Genomic DNA, 14,827 nt, shown 5'->3' with positions numbered 1-14,827 from the left:
ATTCCCACTTGCTTTTTTTAATATAACTTAGTATAGTGTAATAGATTTTACAGAATAGAGAGGAAAGAATCATGTGGATTATGTCAATGACTATAATAGACAGAATCGTTGATTTTATGTGTAATATAAAGTCGCCGGTGTTGGCGATTTGCTATGTAGTAGGAATATTTATGGGAATTCTTGTAATACAGGATAAACCATATATGCTTATTGGTTTGTTTGCCACCAGAAAATTTAAACCGGCAAAGAAGCAGCACAAATATGCAGTGCTTATTCCTGCCAGAAATGAGGAACCGGTTATTGCAAATCTTATTAACAGTATAAGAAAGCAGGACTATCCCCAGGAACTAATAACCATATTCGTTGTGGCAGATAACTGCACTGATAATACAGCAAAGGTGGCAAGAGAAAAGGGAGCCATATGCTATGAGCATTTTAATCCTGAAGAGAGAACCAAAGGATTTGCCCTTAAGTATCTTTTTGAACAAATACAAAGAGATTATGGCATAGAGTCCTTTGAAGGGTATTTTATATTTGACTCAGACAATTTGCTGAAAAAAGATTATATTTCAAGAATGAATGATTCCTTTGATGCAGGAGAGAAGATAATCACATCATATAGAAGCACAAAGAACTGGACGGAAAGCTGGATAGCATCCACATATGCCATTCATTGGTTACGGTCAATACGATACAGGCATAGAGCCCGTTCTCTTCTTCACTTAGCAACTAACATTCAGGGAACAGGTTTTCTGTTTTCCAATGAAATAGTAAAAGACGGATGGAAATATACATCCCTTACGGAAGATAGGGCATTAACAGCAGATTGCGTTGTGGAGGGATATGAAATATCCTACAATGATGATGCAATCTTCTATGATGAACAACCTGTTAGTTTAAAGGTAGCGTTGAGACAAAGGTTACGTTGGTCTAAGGGGCATCTTCAGGCATTTGCTGAAAGTGGATGGGGTTTGTTTAAAAATATATTCATAGATAAAAACACAAAGCACTATGAAGATGATAAATGGTACAGCTATTTAATAAGAACCATAAGGCATAGATTTATGTCCTTTGATACTTTTGCACAACTTCTTCCTAAAAATATTGTCTATGCAGCCAAGTGGATTTTACTGAAATTAATAATTGATCCTTTTGTTGCGTGGAATACAGGAGCTACAATGTACGTCTTTAGCAATGATACATATTTATCTGCCATTGTGAGACACTTTACAGGTAATACCACTGTAGCCCTAGACTCGGGAGTAAAAGCTTATTTTTTCAGCATTTTACTGGCAATATGGATAAGATTATTCTATAGAATAGGAAGATATTTTGTGAATATATGGGTAGCTGTTTATCTGTTTATAATTGAGCATAGAAGAATACCGAAGTTTAGCATATGGCGAAAGGTACTTTATGTATTTACCTGGCCTACTTTTGATATTATACAAAGATATACCCAGTATGTAGCATTGTTTAAAAAGGTTGAGTGGAAGCCAATTCCCCACAACAGCAAGATTACAATTGAAGATATAGAAGAGCAGGTAGGATAAAAAATAAGCTACAGTTTAAGGCAACACTTAAGCTGTAGCTTATTTTATAAATTAAAAATTATTTTCTGAAATAATCATATTTCAAGGTTAAATCATTTTTCTTAATGGTATCGTTTACCAAAATACTCATTTGTTCTAACTTCTTTTGACTGATTTTGCCACCGTTAGTGACTTTTCCATCTTCAACGTAGACTTTTCCGTCATACCATGAATAATCGCTGAAAAAGGCAAAACCGTGGTAATTATCTGCCAAAGCATTCTTTCCAATATAATTATTGCTGTTATATTTTATTCCAAACAGGTTAAGCACAGTAGGAAGAATATTCATCTGCATTGTAACCTCATTAACATCGGTTGGTTTAACATCACTACTCCATATAAAGAATGGTGTATGATTAATAAGATTGTTGTCAGTTTCCTTATATTTATCAAGAACTGACTTATCATTAATTGTGTAAAGATAGTGGTCTGCATACGCAACAATAACTGTATTATCGTATAGGTTATTATCTTTTAACGCCTGAATTAAAAGACCTACCATATAATCTGTTTCTCCCACCATTAATTTGGCAGTTTCCTCTTCCGACAAATCGGGAACATTACCTACACCGTATTTTTTTTCGGCAATAAGCTTTCCCACCTCTTTGGAGGTTGTAAAAGGTGTATGAGGAGAATAAGAAATAATATAATCCACAAATTTTCCCTTTTGCTTAAACATCTTATTGTAAAATGTTTTGTTAAGAATCAATTCCCTGTCTAACTCATAATCTAAATTATTATACTTGGCAATATCCTTTAAACCATAGTAGTTATCGTATCCCCAGCTTTTGTAGTTAATGCCACGGGAATAAAAATCTGCCGAATTCATATGGAAAGCATTAACACTGTAACCGGCCTTTTTAAACAACCTTGCCATGGAATTGTCAAAGGTATTAGTGTTAAAAGTATATACATTTTCAGTATAAGATATTGGGGTGGTAAATCCCGCATTAACTGCAAATTCTGAATTGAAGGTAGAACCACCACCGGTATATATGGAATAATGATCCGTGAAATTAATGGAGTGATTAAGTAAATTATAAAGGTTAGGTGTATTTTCTTTGCTTAAAAGCCATGTATCCATTCCTTCTAACTGGAGGAAAATCACGTTCTTGTCCTTGAATAGACCGGTATATGAATTAGTTTCATCTTCGGTTTTTGCATTATATATGTCATCTAAAAACTTTTTATCTTCCTTGCTGATTTTATCCTTAGGTTTAAGGAAAGTAAAATAAAAGTTTCTAACGGAATATTCATAAAGTCCTGATATTCTCATACTTTTGTTGCTGTCACTATAATTTTCGTACACGCTTCTTGGCTTTTTAAAGTTATTCCACTTAAGCCCTGAACTGGAGTGACCAAACATAAGAGGTGCTAAAAGATGAAGTATAACAAAAACCACCACAAAAATAAGCAGCCTCTTTAAACGAAACTCGTCATATTTCTTATACTTTTTTGCCACAATAATAGTGTATACAAGTACAATTACGGCAAATATGTATATAACTGGATTTGTATGAACAATAGTATCTAATATATAAGAACTTCCTTCATCAGCCAATTTAGTAAGATTAAAACTAAAATAAAATCCTGTAAGGGAATAATAAATGGTGTTAGTCAAAAACATCCCAAAGGACAAAATGAAAAAAATCCAGTAAAGAATTTTACCGGCAATTCCTTTTAAGGAAGTGACAATTCCCATAAAAAATACAATCCACAATAAAGTGAAAATATTAGGAGCCGGATAGTAAATCGGAAAATATGAAATTTTAAGACCGAAAGCACGAGTAAAAATATCCATTGCAAAGAATGGAAGAGTCATTAATATAATAACCTTGTTAGTGATAATAACTTTTTTTAACTTAATACTTATGTTTTTTATTGAATTAATCATTGTAATATTCCTCCACACAATAAAATACCATAAATAATTACAAATGTCTAAACTAATATTTGGCATATAAGTTGCAAAAAAAATCTAAATAGAATAAAATAAGTGCGGTGGTGTAGCAAAATTTAATCGGAGACTAAAATGGAAATAATTAATATAAAGAATCTTATTCATGAATATAGAACAGCTGATGAAGAAACAGAGACGGTAAGGGCCATTGACGGAGTATCCCTTGATGTTGAACAGGGGCAGTTTATTGTAATATTAGGTCATAACGGCTCCGGAAAATCTTCTTTGGCTAAACATATAAATGCCCTGTTAATGCCCACTGACGGAACTATCTGGGTAGATGATATGGATACAAGGGATGGTAAGCTTTTGTGGGACATAAGACAGACGGCAGGAATGGTTTTTCAGAACCCTGATAACCAGATAGTGGCAACCATGGTGGAAGAGGATGTTGCCTTTGGCCCGGAAAATATGTCGGTTCCCACAGGGGAAATATGGAAAAGAGTGGAGAAGGCATTAGGTGCCGTTGGAATGACAAAATTCAGGCACAAATCTCCCTTAAAGCTTTCCGGTGGACAAAAACAGAGAGTGGCAATTGCAGGAATAATAGCCATGGAACCGAAATGCATTATTTTAGATGAACCAACTGCCATGCTTGATCCGGTAGGAAGAAGAGAAGTTATCAAAACATTGCATCAGCTTAATAAGGAAAAAGGCATAACCATTGTTTTAATAACTCATTATATGAATGAAGCAATTAAAGCAGATAAAATCTTTGTTATGGACAAGGGAAAGTTGGCAATGCAGGGAACTCCAAAAGAAATTTTTTCCCGGGTGGACGAAATAAAAGGATATGGACTTGAGGTGCCGCAGGTTACGGAATTAGGTTATATGCTAAAGAAAAGCGGTCTTGACATAGAAGATGGAATACTTACTGTAGACCAGCTGTTAGAACAGATAAATAAGATGGAAAGAGATAATTAATATGTCGCTTAAATTAGAAAATGTAAGTTATATATATGAAAAAGGAACAAGTCAGGAAACTGCAGCCATAAAAAATGTTGATTTGGAAATAAATAAAGGAGAATTTGTGGCCATAATCGGTCACACAGGCTCCGGAAAGTCAACTTTGATACAGCATTTTAATGGCCTTGAAAAGCCTACGGAAGGAAAAGTTTTATATGATGGAAAAGATATATTTGACAAGGACTTTGATTTGCGAAAATTAAGGTGCAAGGTAGGTTTGGTTTTTCAGTATCCGGAACATCAGTTGTTTGAAGCTACTGTGTTAAAGGACGTCTGTTTTGGACCGAAAAACGAAGGACTAAGTAATGAGGATGCACGGATTAGGGCTAAAGAGGCACTGAAACTGGTGGGAATTGGCGAAGAAATGTACGAAAAATCACCTTTTGAAATGTCCGGTGGACAGAAAAGAAGAGTGGCAATTGCAGGAACACTGGCAATGAATCCGGAAATATTAGTTCTTGATGAACCTACTGCGGGATTAGACCCGGAAGGCAGGGATAAAATTCTTCAATGTATCAGTGATTTAAGGGAAAAACGTGGAATAGGAGTGGTTCTGGTGTCCCACAGCATGGAAGATGTGGCAAATTATGCAGACAGAATAATTGTAATGAATGGCGGAGAGGTAATGTATGATGATGTGCCTCACAAGGTTTTTGCCCATTACAGGAAACTTGAAAAGGTGGGACTGGCAGCCCCGCAAATAACTTATGTAATGCATGAATTAAAAAAAGCAGGATACAACGTAGATGAAAATATTATTAATCTTGAAGAAGCAAAGGAAAACATTCTTAAATGTTTAGGGAGATAAGATAAATGGCAAATATTACTATAGGACAATACTATCCCGAAAATTCAATAATTCACAAACTTGACCCAAGAGTCAAATTAGCAGGAACGATGCTTTGTATAATTGTACTTTTTCAGATAAATACAATTGCAGGTTATGGATTATTTACAATATTTATGGCAGCAGTTATAAAAGCTTCAAAAATTCCATTTATGAAACTGTTGAAGGGAGTCAGGGGAATTTTATTTATACTGCTTTTTAGTGTGGTATTAAATATTTTTATGACAAAAGGCGAAGTTCTGTTGGAAATAGGATTTCTTACCGTAACAAAAGAGGGACTTATAAAGGCACTATATATTTCCGTGAGACTTATATACCTTATTATATGTACCTCCATAATGACTCTTACAACGACTCCTAATGACCTGTCAGACGGGCTGGAAAAGGCATTTGGTTTACTTAAGGTAGTGAAATTCCCGGTTCACGAAATTGCCATGATAATGTCACTGGCATTGCGTTTTATCCCAACTCTTATGGAGGAAACAGACAAAATCACAAAAGCCCAGAAGGCAAGAGGGGCAAGTTTTGATACGGGAAATATTTTGCAGAAAGCAAAAAGTTTAATACCTATACTTATTCCATTGTTTATATCATCCCTTAGAAGAGCCATTGACTTGGCAACGGCAATGGAAGCAAGGTGCTATCATGGAGGAAACAGAACGAAAATGAAACCGTTAAAATATGCTAAGCGGGATGCCATAGGATACGCGTTAAGTTTATGTATGATAGTAGTTGTAATAGGTGCAGACAAAGTGTTTGCATATTTCATATAGAGAGCAGGTTTTAATGAAAAGAGTAAGAATGATAATTTCCTACGACGGAACTAATTATTGCGGGTGGCAGACACAGATTAACGGTATTACGGTGGAGGAAATAATAAATAGAGAATTAACAAGACTTCTTGGAGAAGAAATTGCGGTAATTGGTGCAAGCAGAACTGACTCAGGGGTTCACGCCATAGGAAATGTGGCTGTTTTTGATACGGAAACAAAAATACCTCCTGAAAAAATCAGTTTTGCACTGAATCAGAGACTTCCGGAGGATATTAGAATACAGAAATCAGAAGAAGTATCTACTGATTTTCATCCAAGATATTGCAACAGTAAAAAAACATATGAATATAAAATATTAAACCGCAGATTTCCAAATCCTATGGTAAGGTTGTATACTCATTTCGTATATATGCCTTTGGATGTGGAGTTGATGAAGGAAGCTGCCGGATATATAGTTGGAGAACATGATTTCGCCAGCTTTTGCTCTGCAGGAAGCCAGGTGAAAACCACTGTGAGAACAATTTATGAATTAGACATAAATAAAGAAAATGATATTATAGCAATTAAAATCAGTGGAAACGGTTTTCTTTATAATATGGTAAGAATAATAGTGGGAACCCTTATGAAGGTGGGACTCAAGGTGTATCCGCCAGAACATGTAAAGGAGATAATTGAGGCAAAAGACAGGTACATGGCAGGGCCTAAAGCACCGGCAAAAGGACTTACTTTAGTAGGCATTGAATACCAAGAATAGATTGTTAATTTTTGTAATAGAAATGTAATAAACAAAATGTTGATTTTGTATAGTTGCAGTGCTAGTATACCAATGATTAAAAGACATAATTACATCACATTTAATGAGAAAGGGAAAAGAAAATGAAAAGAGTATTACATATTCACAAAGTATTAATGTTAGTTGCATTGTTTTTATGTATAGGTACATTAACAGTTACCTCAGCAGCCACAGTAGACAATAAGGATGGCAAGTCTGAAAAAACTACTACAGTATCAAAGAATACCAAGAAAAAGGCAGCAAAAAAGAAGGGAAAATTAGTTACAAAGAACGGTTATACATATTATAAGGTTAATGGAAAGTATGTGAAAAAACGCTTTGTAAAGATTAAGGGAAAAACATACCACTTTGGAAAAGACGGAACAATGACATTAGGATGGCTTAGAAGCCGTGGAAATTACTATTGTTTCAGCCGTGTAAATGGAAAAATGTTTAAAAACCGTAAGGTGGACGGAATTAAGCTGGATAAAAAGGGCAAGGCAGAAAAGACAGATTTAAATATTGATAAAATTAACACAATGATTACAGCAAGGTTGAAGGTAAATAAGATTTGCAAGGCTACAGACAGCAAGGAAGTAAAGTTGAGAAAATGTTTTGACTGGGTTGCCAAGGCACCTTACAAGAGATACCGTTTCCTTAACAAAATATATAAGCAAAAAGGCTGGGAATCAACGTTTGCCAATGACATCTTTAAAAATGGAGACGGATGTTGTGTTTCGGAAGCAGCAGCATTAGCTTTTCTGGTACATGAAAGCGGATATAAAACAGTTTATGTTGCTCATGACACGGAACATGCATGGATGGAACTTAACGGAAAAGTTTATGATACATTATTTGCCAGAGCAAAGGATTATGAAAAGTACTACGGCTTATCATATAAAAATTATTCATGCTGGGCAGTAGATAAGAGAAAGATATAAAATAGGAGTACGGTATGGTATTTAGTTCAGCGATATTTTTGTTTGTTTTTTTGCCGATAGTGTGTGCATTGTATTTTTGTGCACCGGGCATTAAGACAAAGAATGCACTGTTAATTATAGCCAGCCTGATATTTTACGCATTTGGAGAGCCGGTGTATATTTTACTTATGCTGGCCTCTATTGCTGTAAACTACATGTTCGGAAGGCTTATTGGCGTGTTTTCAAAAAATGAAAACCAGGCGGGCAGAAAGATTTGTCTTATATTAGCTGTAATAGCCAATATAGGAGTTTTGGGAGTGTTTAAATATACCGGATTTATTGTGGAAAATCTTAATCACATAAATGGAATAAATATAAAGAATCCTAATATTGCCCTTCCTATTGGAATTTCTTTTTTCACGTTTCAGGCTTTGTCTTATGTAATTGATGTTTACAGGGAACCTGAATTAGAGCAGAAAAATCTATTTAACCTTGTTTTGTATGTATCATTTTTTCCACAGCTTATTGCGGGCCCTATTATAAGGTACAATGAAATAGCAAAACAGATAAATAGCAGAAAATCAAGTACAGATATGGCAGCTGCAGGCATTCAGCGGTTTATAAGAGGTCTTGCAAAAAAACTAATTATAGCCAATGGTGCAGGTTATATAGCAGATGCCATATTTAAGTTAAACATAGGGGATTATGGCTTTTTTGTGGCGTGGGTAGGAGCTATAAGCTATACTTTACAGATTTATTATGATTTCAGCGGTTATTCTGATATGGCAATTGGAATGGCAAAAATATTTGGATTTGAATTTAGCGAAAACTTTAAACATCCATATTGTTCAAAGAGCATAAAAGAATTTTGGCGCAGATGGCACATATCCCTTTCTACATGGTTTAAGGAGTATGTGTACATTCCATTAGGGGGCAACAGAAAAGGAAAACTTCGCACAGAAATAAATAAGTTAATTGTTTTTGCACTTACAGGTATATGGCATGGTGCTAACTGGACTTTCCTTGTATGGGGAATGATTCATGGTGTGGCAAATGTTTTAGAGGACACTGTAGGAAAGGGCATAAAAATAAAAAACAAAGTCATAAAAAATATATATGTGTGGTTGGTGGCAACAGTAGCTTTTGTTATGTTTAGGGCAGACACGGTGGCTGAAGGCTTTGGAATGATTAAAACAATGTTTACAGGCTTTACATTTGGAATAAATTCTGTAAGCTACATAGCTGAATTATTAAGTCCTTATTACATATTTATTTTGATATTGGCTGTGGTTTTTGCATATCCTGTAAGGGAAAATCTGCTAAGCTATGTAGATGGCAGAAGCGTAAAAGCAAAATACACCATAAATACAGCTGTTTATGCATTTGACATTTTGCTTGTTTTACTATGTGTTATAAATTTAGCAACGGCTACATATAATCCGTTTATTTATTTTAGATTTTAGGTGGTGATTGGAATGCAAAAGAAAATATTCATAATTTTATTTTTTATAATAATTTGTCTTCCGTCAGTAGCCATGTTTTTTTACAAGACGGATTTAAATGCGGAAAAACGTCAGGTTCAGGGTTTCCCGGAATTAAAGAAAGATGGGCATATAAATGGAGATTATTTTTCGGAATTAACGGATTTTTTCGCAGATAATTTTGCCTTCAGGCAGGAATTAATTGAGGCTGACGGTGTCATTAAAAGTAATGTGTTTAAGGAATCTAATAATGACAATGTAATTGTAGGCAAAGACGGCTGGCTGTTTTTCAGTGAAACATTAGATGATTATATTGGAAGAAACACATTGTCAGAGAGAAAAATATATTCCTGTGCAAAGGTACTTTCCCTGATTCAGGAAAACGCCAATAACAATAACAGAAAGTTTTTGTTTATAGCAGCACCGGATAAAAACGCCTTATATCCTGAGTATATGCCTTCGAGATACATAAAGATAAGTGATGTTAACAATTATTCACTGTTAAAGGCTGAAATGGAAAAGTTAGGTGTTAATACTCTTGATTTGCAGCAGATGTTTAAAAATGTAAATAAACGTGTTTATCATAAATTAGACACTCATTGGAATAATGAGGGTGCAGCTATGGCTTGTGGCTGGATTTTGGATGATTTAGGGAAGAGCCATTATGATTACAGCAATGAAAAGTACACTATTAAGAAGAACTTCTCAGGAGATTTATATGGTATGCTTTTCCCAAAGGGAAAGAAAAAGGATGACAATGTGATTTACGAAAAAAAGCATACATATGAATATCTTTCAAAGACAAATAACGTGGAGGATATTTCTCTTGAAACTAAAGAGGATTCTAAAAAAGGGTCTATTGTGATGTACAGGGATTCTTTTGGAAATGCTTTGTTACCCTTTGTGGCAGATGAATATAACCATGGTTATTTTTCAAAGGCTGTGCCATATAATCTAAATCTAGCGGATGATTATAATGCGGATGCAGTTGTTATTGAAATAACTGAGAGACATATTCCGTCACTTATTGAGGAAGTTCCATATATGGCAGCGCCTCTTAGAACTGAAAACTTATCGGTACAGACAACGGATAAGTGCAAGTCTGTTATTGAAATGGTGGACAGTGAAAACCAGTATCTGCCCTTTAAAGGTGCTGTAGACAAAAACTATTTAAGCGATGACGGAAATATATATGTAAGAATGTACAATGATAAAAATTCTTATACTTTTGAGGCATTCCCGGCATCCTATGAAAATGAAAAAGCAGATGGATACCATTTTGGACTTTATATTGACACGGCAGAAATTGCATCAGGAAGTTATGATGTGGAAGTGATTTCTCAAAAGGGAAATGAATATTATACTTCCGGCAGCGGTGTGGAAGTGGAACTTGAGGAATAGATTAAGAAATAATTAATTTCGCAAAAAGATGTTTACAAGAAATAAAATAAATGTATAATGAATGATTGTGGAGGAAATGGAACATGAGAAAAAATATTTTAATGATTGCTACAGTTACAATGATGGCATTTGCAATTACTGCATGTGGCTCAGATAGCAAAGATAATGAAACAACAAAAGCAGAAACAACAGTACAGGTAACAACTGAAGAAGCAACAACAGTGGAGGAGACTACGGCAGAGGAAACAACAGAGGCTCCTACAAAGAAAGTTGTAAAAAAGAAGAAAGTTAAGAAAAATACGGAAACACAGGCACCAAAAGCACTTAGTCCGGAAGAAGCTAAGGCTACAGCTAAAAGTTATGTTGGAAAAACAATAGACCAGCTTGTTGCTGCAATAGGTCAGTACAACAGTATGGACAAATCAAAGAGCTGCTTAGTTGACGGAGAATATGATGGAATGTTTTATTATGATGGATTTACCGTTTCAGCATCTACAGAAAATGGTGTTTGGGTAATTTCCAGCGTAGATTAATGATATAATCCGGTTGATTATAAGGAAACTATGGTTTTTTATTGAAAAAACTAAAAAAATCAACAAAAATTAATTGACAGTAAAAAATACTTATTATATAATAAGTTCTATTGTGACGTGTTATGCACGTTTGTTTTATGTCTTAGCCAAAGCCCCGGTATGGATATAGAACGTTTTATAAAAGAAATATTAAAAGATAAGCAAAATTTCAGGAGGTAAACCAATGAAAACATATATGGCTAGTCCAGCAGATATTGAAAGAAAATGGTATGTAGTTGATGCTACAGGATATACATTAGGACGTTTGTCATCAGAAGTTGCTAAAATCTTAAGAGGAAAGAACAAACCACAGTTCACACCTCATATTGATACAGGTGACTATGTAATTATTACAAACGCTGACAAGATTAAGGTTACAGGAAAGAAGTTAGACCAGAAGGTTTATTATCATCATTCAGACTACGTTGGTGGTATGAAGGAAGTTACACTTAAGGAAAAACTTGCTAAGAAACCTGAAAGTGTTATTGAACTCGCAGTTAAAGGCATGCTTCCAAAGGGACCTTTAGGAAGAAGCATGATGAAGAAACTTTTTGTTTATGCTGGTGCTGAGCATCCACATGCAGCTCAGAAACCGGAAGAATTAACATTTTAGTTAACTGAGAGGAGGAAATGATAATGGCTATAGAAAAGTATTATGGAACAGGTAGAAGAAAAAGCAGTATCGCTAGAGTATACATTATGCCTGGTAAAGGAAATGTAACAATCAACAAGAGAGACATTGATGATTACTTTGGTCTTGAGACATTAAAGGTAATCGTGCGTCAGCCATTAGCAGCTATTGATGCAGCTGATAAGTTTGATGTTGTTGTAAATGTACATGGTGGTGGATATACAGGACAGGCTGGTGCCATCAGACATGGTATCGCCAGAGCATTAGTTCAGGCAGACGCTGAAAACAGACCAGTATTAAAGAAAGCCGGATTCTTAACAAGAGATTCAAGAATGAAGGAAAGAAAGAAATACGGTCTCAAAGCAGCCAGAAGAGCACCACAGTTTTCAAAGAGATAATGATTGCTTGCGAATCGCAATGCAAATGGAAAGCCCTGAAGAATTTATTCTTCAAGGGCTTTTTCTTTGCATTGTGATTCATTAGAATCTAAGAATGACCGAGAAGAAGTGAGCGAAGCGAACGGATTCGAGGCTCATTATTAGATTCGCAAGCAATATTGGGGGATGTCCATAATTCCATAGGAATCTGAAATGGGCGAGATGGAACGAAGTGTAATCGAGCTTATTTCAGAGTTACGCAGATGTTTTGGGGCTTCAAGGGCTTTTTCTTTGCATTGTGATTCTTAGATTCGCAAGCAATATTTTTGCATATTCATAATTCCATAGGAATCTGAAAAAAAGTTTATTTCACCTCAGAAATTCGGATCGAAGGTGTTTTTTTATATAAATTATGATAAAATATATTGTAATAGTTGAAGATTAAATGTAATTAATAAGTTACTTTCATATTAATTAGAATGGAGGGATGTTTATATGACAACTGTAAGCACTAAAAGTGGTAGAATTATAAAAGTTGTATCGAGAGAAGAAGAGAAAAGTACATTGACAGAATCAGATAATGAAATGGATGAAAGAGCGGTTGAGGCTGTTAAGGCAGCAATAAATAAAGCAAAAATTTGTAAAAAACCTATAGCGGGTTACGATAAAGAAAAGAAGCGGGCTTATGTTGAGTATGCAAATGGAGAAAGAAAGTATGCAAAATAGAAAACCGATGATTCTTGTATTAGCGGGACCAAATGGCTCGGGAAAAAGTACAATAACAACTTTTTTCGATAAAGTTGGTAAATATACTAATGCCGATGATGTTGTTGCAACTACAGGAATGGATAATATGAAAGCAGCTCTTATGGTTGATAGGATGAGGTATGAATCGATTGACAAGAAAGAAGATTTTACATTTGAAACAGTCTTGTCATCTGAATATAAGTTAAACATTTTAAGAAAAGCGAAAGAAGACGGATATTTTATAAAATGCGTATTCGTATTAACAGTTGATCCACAAATTAATATTGTCAGAATAGAAGCCCGGGTAGCAGCAGGTGGACATAATGTTGATAGCAGTAAAGTTATTGAAAGATATTATAAATCAATTAATAATATAAAAGAATTACTTAATATATGCGATATTATGCATGTTTATGATAATACTGAAACCCCAAGAAGAATTATTCGTAAACATAAAGAAGAATTATCAATATATCCGAATGAGTATTGGAGTGAGCAGGATATATTAGGATTGATGGAATAATGTTGCTGTTATAAACATTAGGCTGATGCGTAGTTATGGGAACGTGTGGAAAGCCATCAGCATATAACACTATGCAACATTGCCGAACATAAAACACATATTTATGGGTTTTTCTTGTTCTACAAATGCTCCCAAAAGGATAATGATTGCTTGCAAATTGCAGGTGGTATTTTTGTATATTCATAATTCCATAGAAATCTGAAATGGGCGAGATGAAACGAAGTGTAATCAAACTTATTTCAGAGTTACGCATGTAAAATTTTATAATATAAAATTTAGTACTTTTATTTGTGTAATTCCTATGATAGGATCAAGATCCAAAATCGAAGGAGGTTATACAAAATGACATTAGCAGAAAAGATATTTAATTGTTTTAAGAATTGTGAAAGTTTTTCATTACAAGAAGCTTATCAGCAAAATGCTGATAAGCCGCAGGAAACCGTTAGAGCACGTATTTATGAAAAAATAGGTGTTAAGTTTGAAAGGGTGTCAAAGGGTGTATATTGTACTATTGACAATAAAGATGAACAGTGTGTGCTAATAGAAGGTAATGGTAGAGATTTATCTATGTTAAAGGATGGAAGCATTGATTGTATATTCACAGATCATCCTTGGCTAGATGTAAAATCAAATAAAGGTGGAACAAGAAATTTTGCATTATACGATTGTTTTAGATACACATTAGAAGATTTTAAAGAAAAGGCCAGAGTATTAAAAGATGGATGCTTTCTTGTTGAAGTATTACCGGCGGAGAACGAAAATAATTACGAATATCTATATCAAATAAAGAAATATGCTAAAGAAGCCGGATTTGTTTATTATTCTAAAGTATCTTGGAAAAAGGGGACATTTGTAAGCAATACCGGAAGAAAAGCAAAGAATACGCAAGACATAATGATTTTTTCCAAAGGGAAAGCCAGGAGTATGCGATATGATAAAAAAAAGTCCGATATAACAGGTAAAAAGCATTATATGAGTGGATGTAATGGAATGCTACCTACTATGTTTGATGTACAGCCGGTAGCCAGAAAAAATAAAATACATCAGAGTGAATTGCCGGTAGAACTTTGTGAACAAATATTGGAATATGTTACTTATGAAGGTGAGATAGTATTAGATTCATTTGCAGGTAGCGGAGCTGTAGGAGTAGCTGCTTTGAATAAAAAAAGAAGCTGTATACTTGTAGAAATATTGAAAGAAAATATACAAAAAATAAGAGAACGTTTTAATAGCGTATTATATCAAACAGTATTGGAGTGATAGTT

The 14,827-nt window shown here is 34.5% G+C and carries 15 protein-coding genes; 14 read left to right on the top strand and 1 reads right to left on the bottom strand.

Translation table 11 applies throughout. The annotated features are described in order from the left end of the window. Positions 1–80 precede the first annotated feature (80 nt). Entirely contained in the window at positions 81–1,553 is a 1,473-nt protein-coding gene (locus Q5O30_RS05480) for a glycosyltransferase family 2 protein (RefSeq protein ID WP_302674605.1), read from the top strand. 58 nt (positions 1,554–1,611) lie between these two features. Here the strand turns inward: Q5O30_RS05480 and Q5O30_RS05475 are convergent, their stop codons facing one another. Further along, entirely contained in the window at positions 1,612–3,486 is a 1,875-nt protein-coding gene (locus Q5O30_RS05475) for an LTA synthase family protein (protein WP_021952749.1), read from the bottom strand. Positions 3,487–3,624: 138 nt separating this feature from the next. Here Q5O30_RS05475 and Q5O30_RS05470 point away from each other — a divergent pair, with 138 nt between their 5' ends. The 13 genes from Q5O30_RS05470 (at position 3,625) to Q5O30_RS05410 (ending at position 14,822) form a co-directional block, all read left to right on the top strand. Next, positions 3,625–4,476 (top strand): energy-coupling factor transporter ATPase, encoded by an 852-nt coding sequence (locus tag Q5O30_RS05470; protein WP_021952748.1) that lies wholly within the window; start codon positions 3,625–3,627, stop codon positions 4,474–4,476. 1 nt (position 4,477) lies between these two features. Next, entirely contained in the window at positions 4,478–5,326 is an 849-nt protein-coding gene (locus tag Q5O30_RS05465) for an energy-coupling factor transporter ATPase (protein ID WP_021952747.1), read from the top strand. A gap of 5 nt (positions 5,327–5,331) precedes the next feature. After that, complete coding sequence (locus tag Q5O30_RS05460) at positions 5,332–6,138, top strand: energy-coupling factor transporter transmembrane protein EcfT (protein ID WP_021952746.1); 807 nt, start codon at positions 5,332–5,334, stop codon at positions 6,136–6,138. A gap of 13 nt (positions 6,139–6,151) precedes the next feature. Continuing rightward, positions 6,152–6,892 carry a tRNA pseudouridine(38-40) synthase TruA gene (gene truA / locus Q5O30_RS05455; protein ID WP_021952745.1) on the top strand — a complete coding sequence of 247 codons (741 nt, stop codon included), beginning with the start codon at positions 6,152–6,154 and terminating at the stop codon, positions 6,890–6,892. 122 nt (positions 6,893–7,014) lie between these two features. After that, complete coding sequence (locus Q5O30_RS05450; protein ID WP_021952744.1) at positions 7,015–7,851, top strand: hypothetical protein; 837 nt, start codon at positions 7,015–7,017, stop codon at positions 7,849–7,851. Between the two features lie 14 nt (positions 7,852–7,865). Next, entirely contained in the window at positions 7,866–9,293 is a 1,428-nt protein-coding gene (locus tag Q5O30_RS05445) for an MBOAT family protein (RefSeq protein WP_021952743.1), read from the top strand. A 12-nt stretch (positions 9,294–9,305) separates the two neighbouring features. Beyond that, a complete protein-coding gene (locus Q5O30_RS05440; protein ID WP_021952742.1) occupies positions 9,306–10,712 on the top strand; it encodes a hypothetical protein in 1,407 nt (468 codons plus the stop codon). 83 nt (positions 10,713–10,795) lie between these two features. Next, positions 10,796–11,245, top strand: coding sequence for a hypothetical protein (locus tag Q5O30_RS05435; protein ID WP_021952741.1), 450 nt, complete (start codon positions 10,796–10,798; stop codon positions 11,243–11,245). Between the two features lie 223 nt (positions 11,246–11,468). Then, positions 11,469–11,897 (top strand): 50S ribosomal protein L13, encoded by a 429-nt coding sequence (rplM, locus tag Q5O30_RS05430; RefSeq protein WP_021952740.1) that lies wholly within the window; start codon positions 11,469–11,471, stop codon positions 11,895–11,897. Between the two features lie 23 nt (positions 11,898–11,920). Then, positions 11,921–12,313 carry a 30S ribosomal protein S9 gene (rpsI, locus tag Q5O30_RS05425; protein WP_021952739.1) on the top strand — a complete coding sequence of 131 codons (393 nt, stop codon included), beginning with the start codon at positions 11,921–11,923 and terminating at the stop codon, positions 12,311–12,313. Positions 12,314–12,787: 474 nt separating this feature from the next. After that, positions 12,788–13,018, top strand: coding sequence for a hypothetical protein (locus Q5O30_RS05420; RefSeq protein WP_021952738.1), 231 nt, complete (start codon positions 12,788–12,790; stop codon positions 13,016–13,018). Next, on the top strand, positions 13,008–13,562 hold the full coding sequence (locus Q5O30_RS05415; RefSeq protein WP_021952737.1) for a zeta toxin family protein: 555 nt from the start codon (positions 13,008–13,010) through the stop codon (positions 13,560–13,562). The genes Q5O30_RS05420 and Q5O30_RS05415 overlap by 11 nt, the downstream gene beginning before the upstream one ends. A gap of 342 nt (positions 13,563–13,904) precedes the next feature. After that, on the top strand, positions 13,905–14,822 hold the full coding sequence (locus Q5O30_RS05410) for a site-specific DNA-methyltransferase (RefSeq protein WP_021952736.1): 918 nt from the start codon (positions 13,905–13,907) through the stop codon (positions 14,820–14,822). Positions 14,823–14,827 lie beyond the last annotated feature (5 nt).

Origin of the sequence: Eubacterium sp. CAG:161 (assembly GCF_000432355.1) — a bacterium.
Lineage (GTDB): Bacteria > Bacillota > Clostridia > Lachnospirales > Lachnospiraceae > Eubacterium_G > Eubacterium_G segne.
The sequence above is the reverse complement of the archived record's forward strand: the minus strand, read 5'-3'. Positions and strand labels throughout refer to the sequence as shown.

Coding starts and splice junctions, on each gene's coding strand:
- Q5O30_RS05435 (WP_021952741.1), top strand. CDS start 10,796: ATGAGAAAAAATATTTTAATGATTGCTACAGTTACAATGATGGCATTT.
- Q5O30_RS05470 (WP_021952748.1), top strand. CDS start 3,625: ATGGAAATAATTAATATAAAGAATCTTATTCATGAATATAGAACAGCT.
- Q5O30_RS05475 (WP_021952749.1), bottom strand. CDS start 3,486: ATGATTAATTCAATAAAAAACATAAGTATTAAGTTAAAAAAAGTTATT.
- Q5O30_RS05420 (WP_021952738.1), top strand. CDS start 12,788: ATGACAACTGTAAGCACTAAAAGTGGTAGAATTATAAAAGTTGTATCG.
- Q5O30_RS05480 (WP_302674605.1), top strand. CDS start 81: ATGTCAATGACTATAATAGACAGAATCGTTGATTTTATGTGTAATATA.
- Q5O30_RS05450 (WP_021952744.1), top strand. CDS start 7,015: ATGAAAAGAGTATTACATATTCACAAAGTATTAATGTTAGTTGCATTG.
- Q5O30_RS05440 (WP_021952742.1), top strand. CDS start 9,306: ATGCAAAAGAAAATATTCATAATTTTATTTTTTATAATAATTTGTCTT.
- rplM (WP_021952740.1), top strand. CDS start 11,469: ATGAAAACATATATGGCTAGTCCAGCAGATATTGAAAGAAAATGGTAT.
- Q5O30_RS05410 (WP_021952736.1), top strand. CDS start 13,905: ATGACATTAGCAGAAAAGATATTTAATTGTTTTAAGAATTGTGAAAGT.
- rpsI (WP_021952739.1), top strand. CDS start 11,921: ATGGCTATAGAAAAGTATTATGGAACAGGTAGAAGAAAAAGCAGTATC.
- Q5O30_RS05415 (WP_021952737.1), top strand. CDS start 13,008: ATGCAAAATAGAAAACCGATGATTCTTGTATTAGCGGGACCAAATGGC.
- Q5O30_RS05465 (WP_021952747.1), top strand. CDS start 4,478: ATGTCGCTTAAATTAGAAAATGTAAGTTATATATATGAAAAAGGAACA.
- Q5O30_RS05460 (WP_021952746.1), top strand. CDS start 5,332: ATGGCAAATATTACTATAGGACAATACTATCCCGAAAATTCAATAATT.
- Q5O30_RS05445 (WP_021952743.1), top strand. CDS start 7,866: ATGGTATTTAGTTCAGCGATATTTTTGTTTGTTTTTTTGCCGATAGTG.
- truA (WP_021952745.1), top strand. CDS start 6,152: ATGAAAAGAGTAAGAATGATAATTTCCTACGACGGAACTAATTATTGC.